The organism is Actinoplanes sp. NPDC051861 (assembly GCF_040681145.1).
Classification (GTDB): Bacteria; Actinomycetota; Actinomycetes; order Mycobacteriales; family Micromonosporaceae; genus Actinoplanes.
In genome coordinates this window covers 17,795-34,201 of sequence record NZ_JBFAYE010000038.1, presented here as the reverse complement: position 1 = coordinate 34,201, position 16,407 = coordinate 17,795, and the positions used below count along the sequence as shown (strand labels likewise).

Genomic DNA, 16,407 nt, shown 5'->3' with positions numbered 1-16,407 from the left:
TGAGCCGGGGTATTGCCATAATTGGCACTGGCTTATCAAGCACCCTGTTGAGTTCTCAAAGAACAACCACACACCATCCGGCAAATTTCTCTGCCATCCGGGGCACTCGCTCTACTTTACTAGCTATTTCCTGACCGTCAAATCGCACCATCGACAACCGCACGATCAACATTAGGAATTCCGTCAGGACGGCCGGCCGGGCCCCAAAATCAGGTCCCGCTCGCTCGCCCGTCTCCCTGGCGGCTCGGGAAACATTACAGGCACGTGTCCCCCACACCAAATCGGCCCGCTGCGACGTGGGTCACAGCGGGCCGACAGACGCGAAACCCCAGGTCAGACGACCTCGACACCGGCGAACGTCCGCTTACCGCGCCGCAGGACCAGGAACCGCCCGTGCAGCAGCGCCGACGACGGCACCACCGCCTCACCGTCGGTGATCCGTTCGTTGTTCAGGTACGCCCCGCCCTCGCTGATCGTGCGCCGTGCCTCGTTGGCGCTGGCCACCAGGCCCGACTCCCGCAGAAGCGAACCCACGGTGGGAAGCTCACCGCGTACCGTAAAAAGCCCTGCCTCGGCCAACGCGGCGCGCAACGTGTCCGCGGAGAGCTCCTCCAGGGATCCTCGCCCGAAGAGTGCCTGGCTCGCCGCGATGGCCTGGCGCGCCTCCTCCGGACCGTGCACCAGGGCGGTGATCTCCTCGGCGAGGGCTCGCTGCGCGAGCCGAGCCTGCGGCCGCTCCGCGGTCGCCTTCTCCAGCTCCTCCAGCTCCTCGCGGGACTTGAAGCTGAAGTAGCGAAGGTACTGATTCACGTCGCGGTCGTCGCTGTTGATCCAGAACTGGTAGAACGAGTACGGCGTGGTCATGGTCGGGTCGAGCCAGACCGCGCCACCCTCGGTCTTGCCGAACTTGGTCCCGTCCGCCTTGAGCACCAGCGGGGTGACGAAGGCGTGCACCGGCCCGGCGCCGCGACGACGGACGAAGTCGACGCCGGCGGTGATGTTGCCCCACTGGTCGGAGCCACCGAACTGCAGCAGGCACCCGTGCTGGACGTGCAGCTGGTAGAAGTCGTTGGACTGCAGCAACTGGTAGCTGAACTCGGTGAAGCTGATCCCGGACTCGAGCCGGTTGCGCACCACGTCGCGGGCCAGCATCTTGTTGACCGGGAAGTGCTTGCCGACGTCGCGCAGGAAGTCGATGACCGAGGTCGGGCCGGTCCAGTCCAGGTTGTTCACCAGGGTCGCCGCGTTCTCCCCGTCGTAGGAGACGAACGGCGACAGCTGCGAGCGGATCCGCTGCACCCAGCCCTCCACCACCTCCGGCGGGTTCAGGCTGCGCTCGCTGGACTCCCGCGGGTCACCGATCTGGCCGGTGGCACCGCCGACGAGCAGGAGCGGCTTGTGCCCGCCCTGCTGAAGCCGCCGGGCGGTGCAGACCTGCATGAGGTGACCGACGTGCAGGGAGGCGGCGGTGGGGTCGAAGCCCACATAGAACGTGATCGAACCGCCGTCGAGCGCTTTTCGCAGCTCGGCGGGGTCGGTCGAGTCCTGGATCAGTCCGCGCCACAACAGGTCGTCTACGAGAGTCACGCACGGAATTGTCCCGCACCCCCCTGTGCGGATCACACCGGGTTTCGGGATGCTAGGCGAATGGGTCACCTCGGAAGCGCGGAACCGCCGTTCGACATCGCCAAGAAGAAGGCCGAGGCCAGGCTGGAGGCGGCGCAGGAGCGCCTGCTCAGGTTGCGGCTGATCCTGGGCGGGCAGATCGGCGCGAAGAAGATCGGGCCGCCGCTCTGTGTGCTCTTCGAGGGGTGGGACGCGTCCGGCAAGGGCGGCGCCATCAAGCGGCTGGTCGCGCCGCTCGACCCCCGTCATGTACGGGTGGCGCAGTTCGCCGCTCCCACCTACGACGAGAAGCGCCATCACTTCCTCCAGCGATTCTGGAACGTCCTGCCCGGCTGGGGCGGCATGGCCGTGCTGGACCGCTCCTGGTACGGCCGGGTGCTGGTCGAGCGCGTCGAGGGCTTCGCCACGAAAGAGCAGTGGAAGCGGGCGTACGAGGAGATCGTCGAGTACGAACGGACCCTCGCGGCCGAGGGCATGATCCTGATCAAGTTCTGGATGCACGTCTCCGAGGACGAGCAGTTGCGCCGTTTCGAGGACCGGGCCGGCGATCCACTGCGCACCTGGAAGCTGACCGACGAGGACTGGCGCAACCGGGAGAAGCGGCCGGACTACGAGGTGGCGATCGAGGACATGATCGCGAAGACCGATCGGCCCAGGGCCCGCTGGACCGTCGTTCCGGGTGACAGCAAGCCCTATGCCCGGCTGGCGGTGGTGGAGCACGTCTGCCACGTGGTCGAGACGAGGCTGACGAAGCTCGGTTACGACCTGGACGCGCCGGGCGTGTGACCGGGTGCCACCGCGGCCTGCACGACGAGCGCGGCCGCGCCGATGCCCGCCGCGTCGCGGGGCTGCGCGGACAGTTCGACCGTCACGCCGTGCCGCTGCCGTGAGTGCGCGGTGCGCTCGAGTTGGTCGCGTACCCGCCGGGCGTAGATCGAGCCGGCCAGCGCGACACCCGGCCCGGTGAGCACCACCCGCCCGAGGTCGAGCAGGTTGACCATCGAGGTCACCGCGGCGCTCAGGTAACCGGCCGCCTCGTCGATCACCGCGAACGCGGCCGGGTCGCCGTGCACCGCCGCGCGGGCGATCGCGTCGTGCGAGCGGGACAGCGTGGCGGCCGGGTCGCCGAGGCCGAGACGGGCACTGAGCGAAGGGTTTCCCCGGGCCGCGGCGACGATCGCGTCCATCGAGGCGTACCGCTCGACGCAGCCGCGGTTGCCGCACGGGCAGGGCCGCCCGTCGTAGTGGATCGAGAGGTGGCCGAGTTCGCCGGCGTCGAAGCTGGCGCCCCGGAAGAGCGCCCCGCCGAAGACGAACCCGGCGCCGATGCCGGTGGCCAGGTAGATGCAGCCGAACGCCTGCTCGCGGGAGACCCGGCGGCTCCAGAACTCGCCCAGCGCGGCGGCCGCGGCGTCGTTCTCCACCAGCACCGGGAGCCCGAGCTGCTCGGACAGGTCGGCGCGCACCGCGGCCAGGTCCGGCGCGGGCTCACCCGGGTACGGCGTGGGCGCCACGACCGCCAGGCCCTCGATGCGGTCGCGGGGCAGGTCGAGGCCGCTGGTGAACTCCGCGAAACGGGTCGCGAGCGCGTCGGTGCGGGGCACCACCTCGCGGCCGACCACGCCGCCGGTCAGGTCGACCGCCACGCACGTGACGGTGTCCGGGCCGAGGTGGAAGCCGATGCCGAACCGGGTGGCCGGGGTGATGGCGATCAGCTTGCGGGGCTTGCCGCGGATCGAGTCCGCCGAGCCGATCTCGTGGATGATGCCCTCGGCGATGAGCTCGCGGACGAGGTTGGAGATCGACGGCTGCGTGAGCCCGGTGACGTCGGCAAGTTCGACGCGGCTGATGGTGACCGCGGAGCGGACGATGTCGACGATGAGGGCGCGACTGCCGGGCCCGGCCACGGAGGTTTCACGACGGGCCATGGCGGTACCGTACTGCCTGCGGAAAAGGGAGCGCACATGACACGACGGGTCGGCCTGGTGCTGGCGCGGGCCGCGCAGGTGCTCGGCGCGGAGCCGTATTACCACGAGTTCATCGAGGGCCTGGAGCGTGTGCTCACCCCGGAGGGGGTCTCGGTGCTCGTGCGCGTGGTGCCGGACCGGGACGCGGAGAGCGCGGTCTACGAGCGGTGGGCGGCGCAGCGCCGGGTGGACGCGGTGATCCTCGTCGACCTGAGCCCGGCCGACGCGCGGGTGGACCTGGTGGGCGGGCTCGGGCTGCCGGCCGTGGTGATCGGCGACCCGTCGACCGCGCCGGGACTGCCGACGGTGTGGACCGACGACGCGGGTTTCGCGCGCACCGCGGTGCGCTTTCTCGCCGAGCGCGGGCACGAGGTGATCGGGCACGTCAGCGGCCCGCTGGAGTTCGCGCACACCCAGATGCGGCGCGGGGGATTCGTTTCGGAGGCGGCTGAGCGGGGGGTCACCCTTCTCCTGGCGGAGGGCGATTATTCGTACGAGAGTGGGCACACCGCCGCGGCGGAGCTGCTGGGCCGGCGTCCCACGGCGCTGGTGTTCGACAACGACGTGATGGCTCTCGGTGGTCTGGCCGCGGCGGCCGAGCGAGGACTGGGAGTGCCGGCCGACGTGTCCGTGGTGGCGTGGGACGACTCGACCCAGTGCCAGCTCGCGATGCCGGCGCTGTCGGCGATGAGCCACGACGTCGAACGGATCGGCGAGCTGGCCGCCGGAGCTGTTCTGGACGCTCTGAACGGAGCACCGGTCGCGGTCTACGAGGCGCCGCACGCCGAGGTCGTCGTTCGCGACAGCACGCGCTGACCTGCGCTGACTCCGGTCGGCGCGCAACCTCCGACTACATAAATTATTAATCTAACCTTGACAGGCCGGTAACGGCGGAACCATGCTGTGCCCCCAACGGACACAGAAACGGACTTGTCATGATCGATAGAAGGAAGTTCCTCGGGTTCGGCGCGGCCGCCACGCTGGCCCTCGTCACCGGCTGCACCGGCGGGGCGGGCGACGAGCCGGCCGGCAGCGGTGCGATCACCGGCGCCATCACGGTCCTCACCAACCGCACCGACCTGGCCGAGACCACGCTGCCGGAGTACGCCAAGAAGTTCGAGGCCAAGTACCCCGGCACCAAGGTCACCTTCGAGGCGGTCACCAACTACGAGGGCGACGTCACGACCCAGCTCAGCTCCGGCGACTACGGCGACGTGCTGCTGATCCCCAACACCGTCGCGGTCGATCAGCTGGGACAGTTCTTCGAGCCGCTGGGCAGCGTCGACGAGCTCAAAGCCACGTACCGGTTCGTGGACGAGAAGGCGTACGACGGGAAGGTCTACGGGCTGTCGCTGGGCGGCGTGGCCAACGGGTTCGTGGTCAACAAGCGGGTCTGGGCCGAGGCCGGCGTCACCGCGCCTCCGAAGACCACCGAGGAGTTCCTGGCCGGGATGAGGGCCATCGCCGACAAGAGCGAGGCCGTCCCGTTCTACACGAACTACAAGGACGGCTGGCCGCTCAGCTTCTTCAACAGCCAGCGCGCGATCTTCGGCGACCCGGCCGCCAACGAGAACTTCCCCACCGATCCCAGCCCCTGGCAGCCCGGGAAGATCCAGTACATCACCGACGGCCTGCTCTTCGACATCGTGCGCGGCAAGCTCAGCGAGCCCGACCCGCTCACCACGAACTGGGAGGCCTCCAAGCCGATGCTCGGCACCGGCAAGGTGGCCACGATGCTGCTCGGCTCCTGGGCCGTACCGCAGATGAAGGACGCCGCGAAGGCCGCCGGCGCCAACCCGGACGACATCGTGTTCTGGCCGTTCCCGTACCAGACCGGCGGTAGGTTCCACGCCCGCATCGAGGGCGACTACAAGGCCGCGGTCAGCCGGACCAGCGAGAACAAGGCGACCGCACGGGCCTGGCTGGACTGGTTCGTCGCCGAGTCCGGATTCGCCGCCGACCAGCAGGCCATCCCGCCGGTGACCGGCCAGGAGCTCCCGCCGGCGCTCAAGGACTTCCAGGCCACCGGCGTGGAGCTGCTGGAGCTCCCGGCCGCGGTGACCAACAGCGGCAAGGAGGACGAGATCATCAAGTCCTCGGAGATCGACCTCGCCGGCAACATCTACCGGCAGAAGCTGGTCGACATCGCCCGCGGCGCGGCCAAGGGTGACAAGGACTCCTACTTCGCCGAGCTCAACGAGCGGTGGGGCAAGGCGCAGTCGCAGGTCATGGGATGACGAGAAGCCGCTACCTGCCCTGGCTGTACCTGGCGCCGGCGCTGGGGCTGCTGATCACGTTCACGTACGTCCCGGTCGGCAACATGCTGTTCTACAGCTTCCACTCGTGGGACGGCCTGGACGTCACGATGGACCCGGTCGGCCTCGACAACTACGTGCGGGTCTTCACCGACGAGCGGTACTGGCGGGTCTTCCTGATCAGCCTCTACTACCTCGTCGCGTCCTTCGCGCAGATCGCGATCGCCCTGTACTTCGCGGTGATCCTGTCGTTCAACACCCGGTTCAAGAACCTGTTCAAGGGCATCCTGTTCTTCCCTTACCTGCTCAACGGCGTCGCCGTCGGGTTCGTCTTCCTCTACCTGTTCCAGCCGGACGGAACGCTCGACACCGTGCTGCGCTGGATCGGGCTGGGCGATCAGACGCGGTACTGGCTCGGCGACCCGGACATCGCGAACATCTCCCTGGCCGGCACCTCGGTCTGGCGGTTCACCGGGCTGAGCTTCGTGCTCTTCCTCGGCGCGATCCAGTCCATCCCGTCCGAGATCTACGAGGCGGCGGAGATCGACGGGGCCAACCGGTGGCACCAGGTGCGGCACATCATCGTCCCGGGCATCCGGCGGATCATCAGCCTCTCGTTCATCCTGGCGATCTCCGGCAGCCTGTCGGTCTTCGAGATCCCGTTCATCATGACCGGCGGCGCGAACGGGACCAGGACGTTCGTGGTCCAGGCGTACGAGACGGCGTTCCAGTTCCGGCAGATCGGGCTGGCGTCGGCGATGGCCGTGGTGCTGCTCCTGATCGTGCTGCTCGTGACGTGGATCCAGCGGCGGCTCGTGCCCGACGACGAGGTGCAGTTGTCATGAAAAATGTGCTCAAATACGCGTCGCTCGTCGCCGCCTCGGCAATCGTGCTTCTCCCACTGGTAGTGGTCCTCTTCGCCGCGTTCAAGACACACAGCGAGTACAGCACCACCGGGCCGCTCACCCCGCCGCAGAACTGGTTCCACTTCGAGAACTTCGCCACCGCCTGGACACAGGGGCGGATGCTGCTCGGCTTCTGGAACACCACCGTCATCCTGGCGATCTCGCTGACCGGCACGATTTTCATCGGGACGCTGGCGGCGTACGCGATAAGCCGTTTCACCTTCCCCTTCAAGCGCCTGGTCCTCGGCCTGTTCCTGGTCGCCGCCCTGGTCCCCGGCGTCACCACCCAGGTCGCGACGTATCAGATCGTCAAGTCGATGGGCCTGGTCAACTCCCCCGGCTCGGCGATCGTGCTCTTCCTCGGCACCGACATCATCTCGATCTACATCTTCATCCAGTTCATGCAGTCCATCCCGCCCAGCCTCGATCAGGCCGCGATGATCGACGGCGCCTCCCGGTTCACCGTGTACCGCCGCATCGTCCTGCCGCTCATGAAGCCCGCCATCGCGACCGTGGCGATCATCAAGGGCATCGCGATCTACAACGAGTTCTACATCCCCTTCCTGTACCTGCGCTCGCCCGACCTGAGCGTCATCTCCACCGCGCTGTTCCGCTTCAAGGGCCCGTACGGCGCGCAGTGGGAGACCATCGCCGCCTGCACCATGATCGTCATCCTTCCCACGGTCGTGATCTTCCTGTTGCTGCAGCGCTTCATCTACAACGGCATCACCGCGGGAGCGACCAAATGAACACAGTGGAAGACCTGTCCGGCGCGTGGCGCCTGCGTGGAGCCGACGGCGCTGTCGTCGCGGCGACGGTCCCCGGCTGCGTGCACACCGACCTCCTGGACGCCGGCCGGCTTCCCGACCCGTTCCTGGACGACAACGAGACCGCCGTCGCCTGGGTCGGGCGCGAGGACTGGACGTACGAGCGGGACGTCGCCTGGCACGGGCCCGAGCACGACCGGATCGACCTGGTCTTCGACGGCCTCGACACGGTGGCCCGGGTCGAGCTGGGCGGCGTCATGCTCGGGGAGACCCGCAACATGCACCGCTCGTACCGGTTCGACGTGACCGAGCTGCTCGACGGGCCGATGCCGCTGAGCGTGCGCTTCACGTCGGCGTACACCGAGGCGGAACGGGTTCGCGACGCGCTCGGGGAACGGCCCGGTTCATACCCCGAGCCCTATCAGTACGTGCGGAAGATGGCGTGCAGCTTCGGCTGGGACTGGGGCCCGACACTGGTCACCGCCGGTATCTGGCGGCCGGTCCGGCTCGAGGGCTGGAGCACAGCGCGCCTGTCGAACGTCCGCCCGCTGTGCACCTATCGCGATGATTCCGGTCATATCGACCTGACCGTCGAGGTGGAGCGTGTAGCCGACGATCCGCTCACCGCGCAGGTTCTCATCGACGGCCGCGAGATCGCCACGGTGGAACCGGGCAGGCATGCCTTGAAGGTTGACGGTGTGACCCCGTGGGCACCGCGCGGCTACGGCGAGCCGGCGCTCTACACACTCACGGTCGTCCTGCGAATCGGCGACGAGGAACTGGACCGGTGGGAACGCCGGACCGGGTTCCGCACCGTCGCGATCGACCAGGAGAAGGACGCGGCCGGGACACGGTTCGCCATCGAGGTCAACGGCGAGCCGGTGCTGGTCAAGGGCGTCAACTGGATCCCGGACGACATCTTCCCGTCCCGGATGACCCGGGAACGCTACGCGCTGCGGCTGGGCCAGGCCGCCGCGGCCGGGGTCAACCTGATCCGGGTCTGGGGCGGCGGCGTGTACGAGAGCCGCGACTTCTACGAGATCTGCGACGAGCTCGGGCTGCTGGTCTGGCAGGACTTCCCGTTCGCCTGCGCCTGCTACCCCGAGGAGGAGCCGCTGCTCAGCGAGGTGATCGCCGAGGCGCGGGAGAACGTCACCCGGCTCGCGGCCCACCCGAGCCTGGTGACCTGGTGCGGCAACAACGAGAACCTGTGGCTGCGCGGCGCCGAGCGCTGGGCCGAGCGGCCCGGCGGCGACCTGACCTGGGGCGAGGCCTACTACCTGGACGTGCTGCCGGCGATCGTGGCCGAGCTGGACCCGAGCCGGCCGTATCAGGCGGGCAGCCCCTGGTCCGGCTCCCGGGAGCTCGAACCGAACGACCCGGCGCACCAGACCTTCCACTCCTGGGAGGTGTGGAACCGCCAGGACTACGTGCACTACCGGGACACCACGCCGCGGTTCGTCGCCGAGTTCGGCTGGCAGGCGCCGCCGGCCTGGCGGACCCTGCGCGACGCGGTCTCCGACGAGCCGCTGCTGCCGGACTCCCCCGGCGTGCTGCACCACCAGAAGGCGCAGGACGGCAACGGCAAGCTGGCCCGCGGGCTCGCACCGTACTTCGCGCCGCCGTCGAGCACCGAGGCCTGGCACTACCTCACCCAGCTCAACCAGGTCCGCGCGGTCACCACCGGCATCGACCACTGGCGCTCGCACTGGCCGCACACCACCGGCACGATCGTCTGGCAGCTCAACGACCTCTGGCCGGTCACGTCCTGGGCGGCGATCGACGGCGCCGGCCGGTTCAAGCCGCTCTGGTTCGCGCTGCGCGAGCTCTACGCCGAGCGGCGCCTGACCATCCAGCCACGCGACGGCGGCCTGGTCGTAGCCGTCCTCAACGACAGCCCGGCCCCCTGGCAGGGCGAGCTGAAGATCAACGCGCGCGCACAAACGATCAATGTGGAAGCGCGCTCGGTCGGCTATGTCGAAATATCGGACAAATCGACCGTCGTCGCGGAACTCGACGGCGCCCGCGCGCTGTGGTTCGAAGACGACACCGAGATCACCGATCCCGGCCTCACGATCGAGGCCACCGCCGTCCCCGGCGGCCTGGACGTCCACGTGCACGCCACCCGCCTGGCCCGCGACGTCCTCCTCCAGCCCGACCGCATCCACCCCGACGCGGTCGTGGACACCGGATTCGTCACCCTGCTCCCCGGCGAGTCCACGGTGTTCAAGGTGCGCGCCCCGATCGACCTCGACCCGTCCTCGGTCAAGGCGCCCTGGGTGCTCACCGATCTGTCATCGGTCCAATGAGTCGTTAGGAGACACCGATGCGAATCCCCCGCTCCCCGGTGATCCTCGGGGCGGCGCTGCTGCTGGGCGCCGTCACGATGATCCACCAGGCCGATAACGCCGAGGCGTTCCCGGTCACGTCCAAGGCGACGGTGCTCAACTACCTCCGCTCGATCAGCGGTACGAGCACCGTCTCCGGGCAGCACAACAAGGAACCGGCAACCTCCCCCGGCCAGTACACCCAGCAGGTCCACGACGTCACCGGCCAGTGGCCGGGACTGTGGGGCGGCGACATGATGTTCCGCTCGACGGACATCGCCAACCGGCAGCGCGTGATCGACCAGGCCAAGACCGAGTGGGCCAACGGCTCGCTGGTCGCCCTGACCTGGCACGCCTGCTCCCCCACGGTCGGCGCGACCTGTGAGTTCGAGGGCGGCGTCAAGACCCGGATCACCGATGCGCAGTTCCAGCAGATCGTCACCGGCGGCACCGCGCTCAACCAGACGTGGCGCAACCGGATGGCCGCGGTCGTGCCGTTCCTGCGGCAGCTGCGGGACGCCGGTGTGCCGGTGCTCTGGCGGCCGTTCCACGAGATGAACGAGACCTGGAACTGGTGGGGTGGCCGTCCCGGCGCCAACGGCGGCGCGAAGATCTTCCAGCAGATGAAGGACTACTTCGACAGCCAGGGCCTGACCAACCTGATCTGGGTGTGGAACGTGCAGGACAACCCGGCAGGCGGGTGGGCGAACTACTACCCGGGCAGCAACTACGTCGACGTCGTGTCGCTGGACGCCTGGTACAAGAACCACCCGTCGTCCGGTGACTACCAGCAGATCCTGTCGATCGCGGGCGGTAAGCCGATCGCCATCGCGGAGATGGGCAAGGTGCCGACCGCGTCGCTGCTCAACGGTCAGCCGCGGTGGGCGTACTTCATGATCTGGTCCGAGCAGCTGCGCGGGAACAACAGCAACGCCGAGATCCAGACGGCGTACTTCCTGCCGCGGGTGCTCAACCAGGGTGAGGTGAGGCTGCCCGGCTGACGAGTGCCACTATCGGGGGAATGGCCGTTTTGTCGCTGTTCCCCCGATAGTTTGCTCACGTGAAGAACTGCAAGGTAATCCTGGCCGTCGTGCTCACGCTGGCCGGCCTGGTCACGGCGGCGCCGGCGGCACAGGCCGCACCCCGCAAGGCCGTGCACGCCGTCTCGATCGCGATGATCCGCAGCGGCGGCTACGCGGGCGGCTCGTCCAACTACGCCGTCTCCGGCAACGGCACGCTCAAGGTGCTGCGCCTGGCCTCGACACCGGCCTTCCGGAAACTGCGCTCGAACTACGTCCCGAAGAACACCTGCTGCGACCGGTTCCTCTACCGGCTCGAGGTGGGTTACAGCGACGGGAGCAAGAAGCGGGTGAAGGCGCTGCAGGGCACGCCGGGCAACCCGAAGATCCTGCTCAGCGTGATCCACGAGCTGGAGTCGACGCCGGCGAACGTGGCCTCCTACTTCCCGCCGGTCTTCCCTTTCATCTAGAAAAGGGCGCGGCCTCCGCCCGATCGGCAGGCGGAGGCCGCGCGTCTCAACTCACCAGTTTCCGGGCCTGCGCCGCGTCCAGCGCCTCCACCGCCAGACCGGCCAGCCGGCGGCAGTCCGCCTCGCTGTGCCGGGCCAGCGAGGCCCGTACCGCCGGGATCGCCCGCGGTGACATGGACAGGCTGGTGACGCCGAGCCCGACCAGGACCGGGGCCAGCGCGGGATCCGCCGCGGCCTCCCCGCACACCCCGACCGGCTTGCCCGCCTGCCGCCCGGCCTCGCCGCACACCCCGATGAGCTGCAGGAGCGCGGGCTGCCAGGGATCCAGCAGGTCGGCCAGATCGCCGCACATGCGGTCCGCGGCGAACGTGTACTGACTCAGGTCGTTCGTGCCGATGCTCAGGAAGTCGACGACCTTCAGCAGGTCGGCGGCACGCAGCGCGGCGGCCGGCACCTCGATCATCACACCGGCCGTGGGGAGGCCGGCCTCGCGGACCGCCTCGGCGAACGTCGCGGCCTCGGCCAGTGTGGAGACCATCGGCGCCATCACCCAGACGTCGGCGCCGGTCTGCGAGCGGGCCTCGGCGATCGCGGCGAGCTGCGTGGCGAGAACCTGCGGGCGCTGCCGGGCGATGCGCAGGCCGCGTACGCCGAGCGCCGGATTCGGTTCGCCCTCCTGATTCAGGAACGGCAACGGCTTGTCCGCGCCGGCGTCCAGCGTCCGGATCACCACGCGGCGCCCGGACATGGCCGTGAAGACGTCCCGGTACGCCGCCACCTGCTCGTCCAGTCCCGGCTCCTGCGCCCGGTCCAGGAAGAGCAGCTCGGTGCGGAACAGACCGACACCCTCGGCGTGCGCCTCGTCGCAGGCGGGGACGTTCTTCGCGGAGCCGATGTTGGCGAGGAGCTTTATCGCGTACCCATCAGATGTCTGACCCGGACCGGTCAGAGCCGACGCCGCGGCAGCCTCCCGCACCGCGCTCTCGGCCGCGGCCCTTGCCGTCTCCTCGTCGATGCCGACGTCCACCCGCCCGGCCGCACCGTCCACGAGAACCACGGTCCCGTCCGGGATCGCCAGCACTCCCGGGCAGGCCACCACCGCGGGCAGACCCAGCGCGCGGGCCAGGATCGCGGTGTGGCTGGTCGGCCCGCCCACCTCGGTGACCAGCGCGACCACCTGGTCCGGATCGAGGTCGGCGGTGTCCGCCGGCGCCAGGTCCCGGGCCGCGAGAACATACGGATAGCCCGGCTGCGGCACCCCGGGCATCGGCAGCCCGAGCAGCACCGCGACCGCCCGGTCCCGCAGGTCGTCCAGGTCGGCGACCCGCTCGGCCAGATAGCCGCCGGCCGCCTCGAACGCCTCCCGGAACGACGCGAACGCCCCGTTGACCGCGTGCGGGGCGTCCTGACCCTCCTCGACCAGCTCGCGCACGCCGTCGCGCAGCATCTCGTCGTCGGCCATCATCGCCTCGGCCCGCAGCACCTCCGCGACCGTCGCGTCGGTGGCCCGGTCCGCCCGCCTCTCCAGATCCGCGACCACCTCGGCGAGCGCGGCGTAGGCACGCTCCACCTCGGCGTCCACGTCGGCGACCGGGCCCGGCGGTGGCAGCGCGGGCACCGCGGCAATCCGCAGAAGCGGACCCGCGACGATGCCCGCGCACACTCCGATGCCGGAAAGGCTCTCAGACATCAGCGTCCAGATCCTTCGCGAGCAGAGCGGCCAGGCTGTCCAGGGCTTCCTCGGCGCCGTCACCGTCGGCCTCCAGGGTCACCTCGGTGCCTTTCTTGGCGCCGAGCGCGAGCACGGACAGCATGCTCTTGGCCGGTACCGGCTTCTTCTCACCGACCCGGATGGTGACCTTTACCGGAGCCGCGGCGGCGGCCTCGACGAACAGCTTGGCCGGCCGGGCGTGCAGCCCGCTGGCGGAACCGACCGCCACCGTACGCGTGGGCATGGAGTTCTCCTTACGGCTCGATCGTTACCTTGATCGCCTCACCGCGGGCGACGATGCCGAAGGCCTCGATCGCGTCCTCCAGCGGCAGGCGGTGGGTGATCAGGTCGGCGACCGGCACGGCGCCGGTGGCGACCAGGTTGAGCGCCTCGGCGTTGTGCGCCGGGCTGGAACCGTTGGCACCGACGATCATCAGCTCCCGGTAGTGCACCAGGTTCGAGTCGCAGGTGATCGTCGGGTTGTCCTTGGGCAGACCGCCGAAGAAGCTGATCCGGCCCTGCCGCGCGGCCATCTGGATGGCCTGCTCCTGCGCCTTGCCTGAGGCCGCCGCGGTGATGATGACGTCGGCGCCGCGGCCGTCGGTCAGGTTCAGCACCTCCTGGATCGGGTCGGTCTCCTCGGCGCAGATCGCCGCGTCCGGCTTGACCAGGTTGGCCGCCATGTCCAGGCGCTGCCGGCTGAGCTCGACGAGGAACACGCGGTTGGCGCCGCGAGCGCGGGCCAGCCGGACGTGCAGGCAGCCGATCGGCCCCGAGCCGATCACCACGACGTCGTCACCCTCGCCGACCCGGGCCAGGTTCTGCGCATTCAGCGCGCAGGCCAGCGGCTCGGCCACCGAGGCCTCCGCGAACGACACACCCTCGGGGATCCGGTTCAGGCCGTCGACCTTCAAAACCTCCTTGGGTACGACCATGAACTGCGCGAATCCGCCCTCGAAGTGGTAACCCATCGACACCTGGTTCGGGCAGATCGTCATCCGGCCGCGACGGCACTCGCCGCACTCGCCGCACGGGATGGCGGCGATGACCTGGACCCGGTCGCCCGCTACCCAGCCCTCGACGCCCTCGCCGACCTCGACCACCTCACCAGCGATCTCGTGACCCATCACCCGCGGCGGGTGGATGTGGTGGTGGCCGAACTTCGAGATCTTGACGTCGGTGCCGCAGGTGGAGCAGTTGCGTACGCGGATCTTCACCTCACCGGGTCCGGCAACCGGCTCGGGGGCGTCCTCGAAACGGACGTCGCCGGGAGCGTGAAAACGTACGACCTTCATGAGTTGCTGTCCTTTTCTTCCTGGATCGATCCCAGGAGCTGGATGACCTTGTCGGGGTCGGTGGCCTCGCGCAGTTCGCGGGCCTGGTCCTCGTCGAGCAGGATCTCGGCCAGGGCGGCGAGCAGCTCGACGTGCCCGTCGCCGGCGGCGGCGATGGCGACGCAGACCGTCACCTGTTCGCCGCCCCAGTCGACGCCCTCGGGGAAGCGCAGCACCGCGAGGGCGTCGCGCTTGACCAGTTCCTTGCCGCTGAGGGTGCCGTGCGGAATGGCGACACCCTCACCGACGTACGTGGATATCGACTGCTCACGGGCGAGCATGGTGTCGATGTAGCCCGGCTCGACGGCGCCCGTCTCCTTCAGTATTTCGCCGCATCTGCGGATCGCCTCCTCGCGATCCGCGGCCTTCTCGGCGAGCCGGATTGCCCGGCGATCCAGCAGGTCAGACATTGATGTCGCTGCCCTGCTGAATCGCCTTGACCACCTTCGTGACCGCCGGGTCGCCCAGGAAGATCTGGAACGGCACGATCGGCTTGTCCGGCGCCACGGAACGGGCCCGGGCGGCCAGGCCACTGTGGCAGACCACCAGGTCGGCGTCGGCGGGGATCGAGTTCACCGGGGTGTGCTCCACGGTGACGCCGCTCTTGCCGAGCTGCTTGCGCAGCGTGCTGGCCAGCATCACGCTGCTGCCCATGCCCGCGTCGCAGGCGACGACGAGCTTGTGGATGTCCTTGCCGTTGATGGTGGCCATGGCCGCCTCTCCGTTCTAGGGGATTTACGCGTTCTCTTTGCGGCTGCTGTCCGTCGAGTCGTCCGGGTTGCGCTGCTCCGGTACGCCGGCGGCGTAGTGGCTCGAGGTCTCCGCCGGGGGCGTCGAGTCCGCGACGTGCCGGTCGTGGGCGCCGTGCTCGATCGCGTCCTTCTCGGCCGCGACCGCCGCCAGTTCCTCCGCCTCGTCGGGCTCCTGGTCGGACTTGAGCCTGCCGAAGCCCAGCAGCAGCGAGGCGACACCGAACGTGACCGCGGCGGCGATGATGACGCCGAGGATCATTCCGAAATAGCCGTCCTTGGCGGTCACCGCGGCGAAGGCGAAGATGCTGCCCGGTGCCGGGGAGGCCACGGTGCCGGTGCCGGTGACCATGAAGGTGCCCACACCGGCCATGCCACCGGCGATCATCGCGAGGATCAGGCGCGGCTTCATCAGCACGTACGGGAAGTAGATCTCGTGGATGCCGCCGAAGAAGTGGATGATCATCGCGGCCGGGGTGGTCGGGCGCAGCGACTTCGGGCCGAAGAAGAGGTACGCCGCGAGCAGGCCGAGGCCCGGGCCGGGGTTCGACTCGATCATGAACAGGATCGACTTGCCCTGTTCCGCCACCTGCTGCACGCCGAGCGGGCTGAACACGCCGTGGTTGATGGCGTTGTTCAGGAAGAGGACCTTGGCGGGTTCCACCAGGATCGACACGAACGGCATCAGGCTGTGGTCGAGCAGCCAGTCCACGCCGTTGCCGGCGGCCTTGGTCAGCGCGTTGACGATCGGGCCGATGCCGACCTTGCCGAGGATCGCGAAGCCGGCGCCGATGATGCCCGCCGAGAAGTTGTCCACCAGCATCTCGAAGCCGGGCTTGATCTTGCCGTCGACAGCGTTGTCGAACAGCTTCAGGACGTAGGCGGTCAGCGGGCCGATGACCATGGCGCCGAGGAACATCGGCACGTCGGCGCCGACCACGACACCCATGGTTGCGGTCGCACCGACGACGGCGCCGCGCTGGCCGTGCACCATCCGGCCACCGGTGTAGCCGATCAGTACCGGAAGCAGGTACTTGATCATCGGGTCGACGAGCTGCGCCAGATTCTCGTTCGGCACCCAGCCGACCGGGATGAACATGGCGGTGATCAGACCCCAGGCGATGATCGCGCCGATGTTCGGCATGACCATGCCGGCGAGGTGGCCGCCGATTTTCTGGACGCGGGCTCGGAACCCGGTGCCGGTGACCTCGGGGGTGAACGAAGAGGCCATGAGGGACTCCATTCATGGAATGGCTGGAAATATCGGGTATCTAGTG

16 protein-coding genes are annotated in these 16,407 nt (G+C 68.9%); 8 read left to right on the top strand and 8 right to left on the bottom strand.

The window, feature by feature from the left end:
* Positions 1-333: 333 nt before the first annotated feature.
* Positions 334-1,587, bottom strand: a complete 1,254-nt coding sequence (gene tyrS, locus AB0M02_RS46455; RefSeq protein ID WP_364238946.1) for a tyrosine--tRNA ligase — start codon at positions 1,585-1,587, stop codon at positions 334-336.
* A 60-nt stretch (positions 1,588-1,647) separates the two neighbouring features.
* Here tyrS and AB0M02_RS46450 point away from each other — a divergent pair, with 60 nt between their 5' ends.
* Positions 1,648-2,412 (top strand): UDP-galactose-lipid carrier transferase, encoded by a 765-nt coding sequence (locus tag AB0M02_RS46450; RefSeq protein WP_364238945.1) that lies wholly within the window; start codon positions 1,648-1,650, stop codon positions 2,410-2,412.
* On the opposite strand, the gene AB0M02_RS46445 is transcribed toward AB0M02_RS46450, so the two are convergent.
* On the bottom strand, positions 2,385-3,554 hold the full coding sequence (locus tag AB0M02_RS46445; RefSeq protein ID WP_364238944.1) for an ROK family transcriptional regulator: 1,170 nt from the start codon (positions 3,552-3,554) through the stop codon (positions 2,385-2,387). The genes AB0M02_RS46450 and AB0M02_RS46445 overlap by 28 nt on opposite strands.
* Before the next feature lie 36 nt (positions 3,555-3,590).
* Here AB0M02_RS46445 and AB0M02_RS46440 point away from each other — a divergent pair, with 36 nt between their 5' ends.
* The 7 genes from AB0M02_RS46440 (at position 3,591) to AB0M02_RS46410 (ending at position 11,336) form a co-directional block, all read left to right on the top strand.
* Entirely contained in the window at positions 3,591-4,409 is an 819-nt protein-coding gene (locus AB0M02_RS46440; protein ID WP_364238943.1) for a substrate-binding domain-containing protein, read from the top strand.
* Between the two features lie 119 nt (positions 4,410-4,528).
* On the top strand, positions 4,529-5,830 hold the full coding sequence (locus AB0M02_RS46435) for an ABC transporter substrate-binding protein (RefSeq protein WP_364238942.1): 1,302 nt from the start codon (positions 4,529-4,531) through the stop codon (positions 5,828-5,830).
* Complete coding sequence (locus tag AB0M02_RS46430) at positions 5,827-6,693, top strand: sugar ABC transporter permease (protein ID WP_364238941.1); 867 nt, start codon at positions 5,827-5,829, stop codon at positions 6,691-6,693. Before AB0M02_RS46435 ends, AB0M02_RS46430 begins: the two co-directional genes overlap by 4 nt.
* Complete coding sequence (locus AB0M02_RS46425) at positions 6,690-7,502, top strand: carbohydrate ABC transporter permease (RefSeq protein WP_364238940.1); 813 nt, start codon at positions 6,690-6,692, stop codon at positions 7,500-7,502. The genes AB0M02_RS46430 and AB0M02_RS46425 overlap by 4 nt, the downstream gene beginning before the upstream one ends.
* Positions 7,499-9,829: a glycoside hydrolase family 2 protein gene (locus tag AB0M02_RS46420; protein ID WP_364238939.1), complete on the top strand. Its 2,331-nt coding sequence runs from the start codon at positions 7,499-7,501 to the stop codon at positions 9,827-9,829. Before AB0M02_RS46425 ends, AB0M02_RS46420 begins: the two co-directional genes overlap by 4 nt.
* A gap of 17 nt (positions 9,830-9,846) precedes the next feature.
* Entirely contained in the window at positions 9,847-10,848 is a 1,002-nt protein-coding gene (locus AB0M02_RS46415) for a glycosyl hydrolase (RefSeq protein ID WP_364238938.1), read from the top strand.
* Positions 10,849-10,907: 59 nt separating this feature from the next.
* The gene (locus tag AB0M02_RS46410; protein ID WP_364238937.1) at positions 10,908-11,336 is read left to right on the top strand and encodes a hypothetical protein; all 429 of its coding nucleotides are present in this window, start codon (positions 10,908-10,910) and stop codon (positions 11,334-11,336) included.
* A gap of 46 nt (positions 11,337-11,382) precedes the next feature.
* On the opposite strand, the gene ptsP is transcribed toward AB0M02_RS46410, so the two are convergent.
* Genes ptsP through AB0M02_RS46380 form a run of 6 tightly spaced genes read right to left on the bottom strand, consistent with a single transcriptional unit; the run spans position 11,383 to position 16,361 of the window.
* Positions 11,383-13,026 (bottom strand): phosphoenolpyruvate--protein phosphotransferase, encoded by a 1,644-nt coding sequence (ptsP, locus tag AB0M02_RS46405; RefSeq protein ID WP_364238936.1) that lies wholly within the window; start codon positions 13,024-13,026, stop codon positions 11,383-11,385.
* The gene (locus AB0M02_RS46400; RefSeq protein ID WP_364238935.1) at positions 13,019-13,291 is read right to left on the bottom strand and encodes an HPr family phosphocarrier protein; all 273 of its coding nucleotides are present in this window, start codon (positions 13,289-13,291) and stop codon (positions 13,019-13,021) included. The genes ptsP and AB0M02_RS46400 overlap by 8 nt, the downstream gene beginning before the upstream one ends.
* 10 nt (positions 13,292-13,301) lie before the next feature.
* Complete coding sequence (locus AB0M02_RS46395; RefSeq protein WP_364238934.1) at positions 13,302-14,342, bottom strand: zinc-dependent dehydrogenase; 1,041 nt, start codon at positions 14,340-14,342, stop codon at positions 13,302-13,304.
* Complete coding sequence (locus AB0M02_RS46390; protein ID WP_364238933.1) at positions 14,339-14,791, bottom strand: PTS sugar transporter subunit IIA; 453 nt, start codon at positions 14,789-14,791, stop codon at positions 14,339-14,341. The genes AB0M02_RS46395 and AB0M02_RS46390 overlap by 4 nt, the downstream gene beginning before the upstream one ends.
* Positions 14,784-15,092, bottom strand: coding sequence for a PTS lactose transporter subunit IIB (locus AB0M02_RS46385; protein WP_364238932.1), 309 nt, complete (start codon positions 15,090-15,092; stop codon positions 14,784-14,786). The genes AB0M02_RS46390 and AB0M02_RS46385 overlap by 8 nt, the downstream gene beginning before the upstream one ends.
* 24 nt (positions 15,093-15,116) lie before the next feature.
* On the bottom strand, positions 15,117-16,361 hold the full coding sequence (locus tag AB0M02_RS46380; protein WP_364238931.1) for a PTS mannitol transporter subunit IICB: 1,245 nt from the start codon (positions 16,359-16,361) through the stop codon (positions 15,117-15,119).
* Positions 16,362-16,407 lie beyond the last annotated feature (46 nt).

Bases quoted from the DNA above. Each gene is read 5' to 3' on its own strand.
- AB0M02_RS46450 (WP_364238945.1), top strand. From the start codon at position 1,648: ATGGGTCACCTCGGAAGCGCGGAACCGCCGTTCGACATCGCCAAGAAG.
- AB0M02_RS46445 (WP_364238944.1), bottom strand. From the start codon at position 3,554: ATGGCCCGTCGTGAAACCTCCGTGGCCGGGCCCGGCAGTCGCGCCCTC.
- AB0M02_RS46440 (WP_364238943.1), top strand. From the start codon at position 3,591: ATGACACGACGGGTCGGCCTGGTGCTGGCGCGGGCCGCGCAGGTGCTC.
- AB0M02_RS46435 (WP_364238942.1), top strand. From the start codon at position 4,529: ATGATCGATAGAAGGAAGTTCCTCGGGTTCGGCGCGGCCGCCACGCTG.
- AB0M02_RS46430 (WP_364238941.1), top strand. From the start codon at position 5,827: ATGACGAGAAGCCGCTACCTGCCCTGGCTGTACCTGGCGCCGGCGCTG.
- AB0M02_RS46425 (WP_364238940.1), top strand. From the start codon at position 6,690: ATGAAAAATGTGCTCAAATACGCGTCGCTCGTCGCCGCCTCGGCAATC.
- AB0M02_RS46420 (WP_364238939.1), top strand. From the start codon at position 7,499: ATGAACACAGTGGAAGACCTGTCCGGCGCGTGGCGCCTGCGTGGAGCC.
- AB0M02_RS46415 (WP_364238938.1), top strand. From the start codon at position 9,847: ATGCGAATCCCCCGCTCCCCGGTGATCCTCGGGGCGGCGCTGCTGCTG.
- ptsP (WP_364238936.1), bottom strand. From the start codon at position 13,026: ATGTCTGAGAGCCTTTCCGGCATCGGAGTGTGCGCGGGCATCGTCGCG.
- AB0M02_RS46400 (WP_364238935.1), bottom strand. From the start codon at position 13,291: ATGCCCACGCGTACGGTGGCGGTCGGTTCCGCCAGCGGGCTGCACGCC.
- AB0M02_RS46395 (WP_364238934.1), bottom strand. From the start codon at position 14,342: ATGAAGGTCGTACGTTTTCACGCTCCCGGCGACGTCCGTTTCGAGGAC.
- AB0M02_RS46390 (WP_364238933.1), bottom strand. From the start codon at position 14,791: ATGTCTGACCTGCTGGATCGCCGGGCAATCCGGCTCGCCGAGAAGGCC.
- AB0M02_RS46385 (WP_364238932.1), bottom strand. From the start codon at position 15,092: ATGGCCACCATCAACGGCAAGGACATCCACAAGCTCGTCGTCGCCTGC.
- AB0M02_RS46380 (WP_364238931.1), bottom strand. From the start codon at position 16,361: ATGGCCTCTTCGTTCACCCCCGAGGTCACCGGCACCGGGTTCCGAGCC.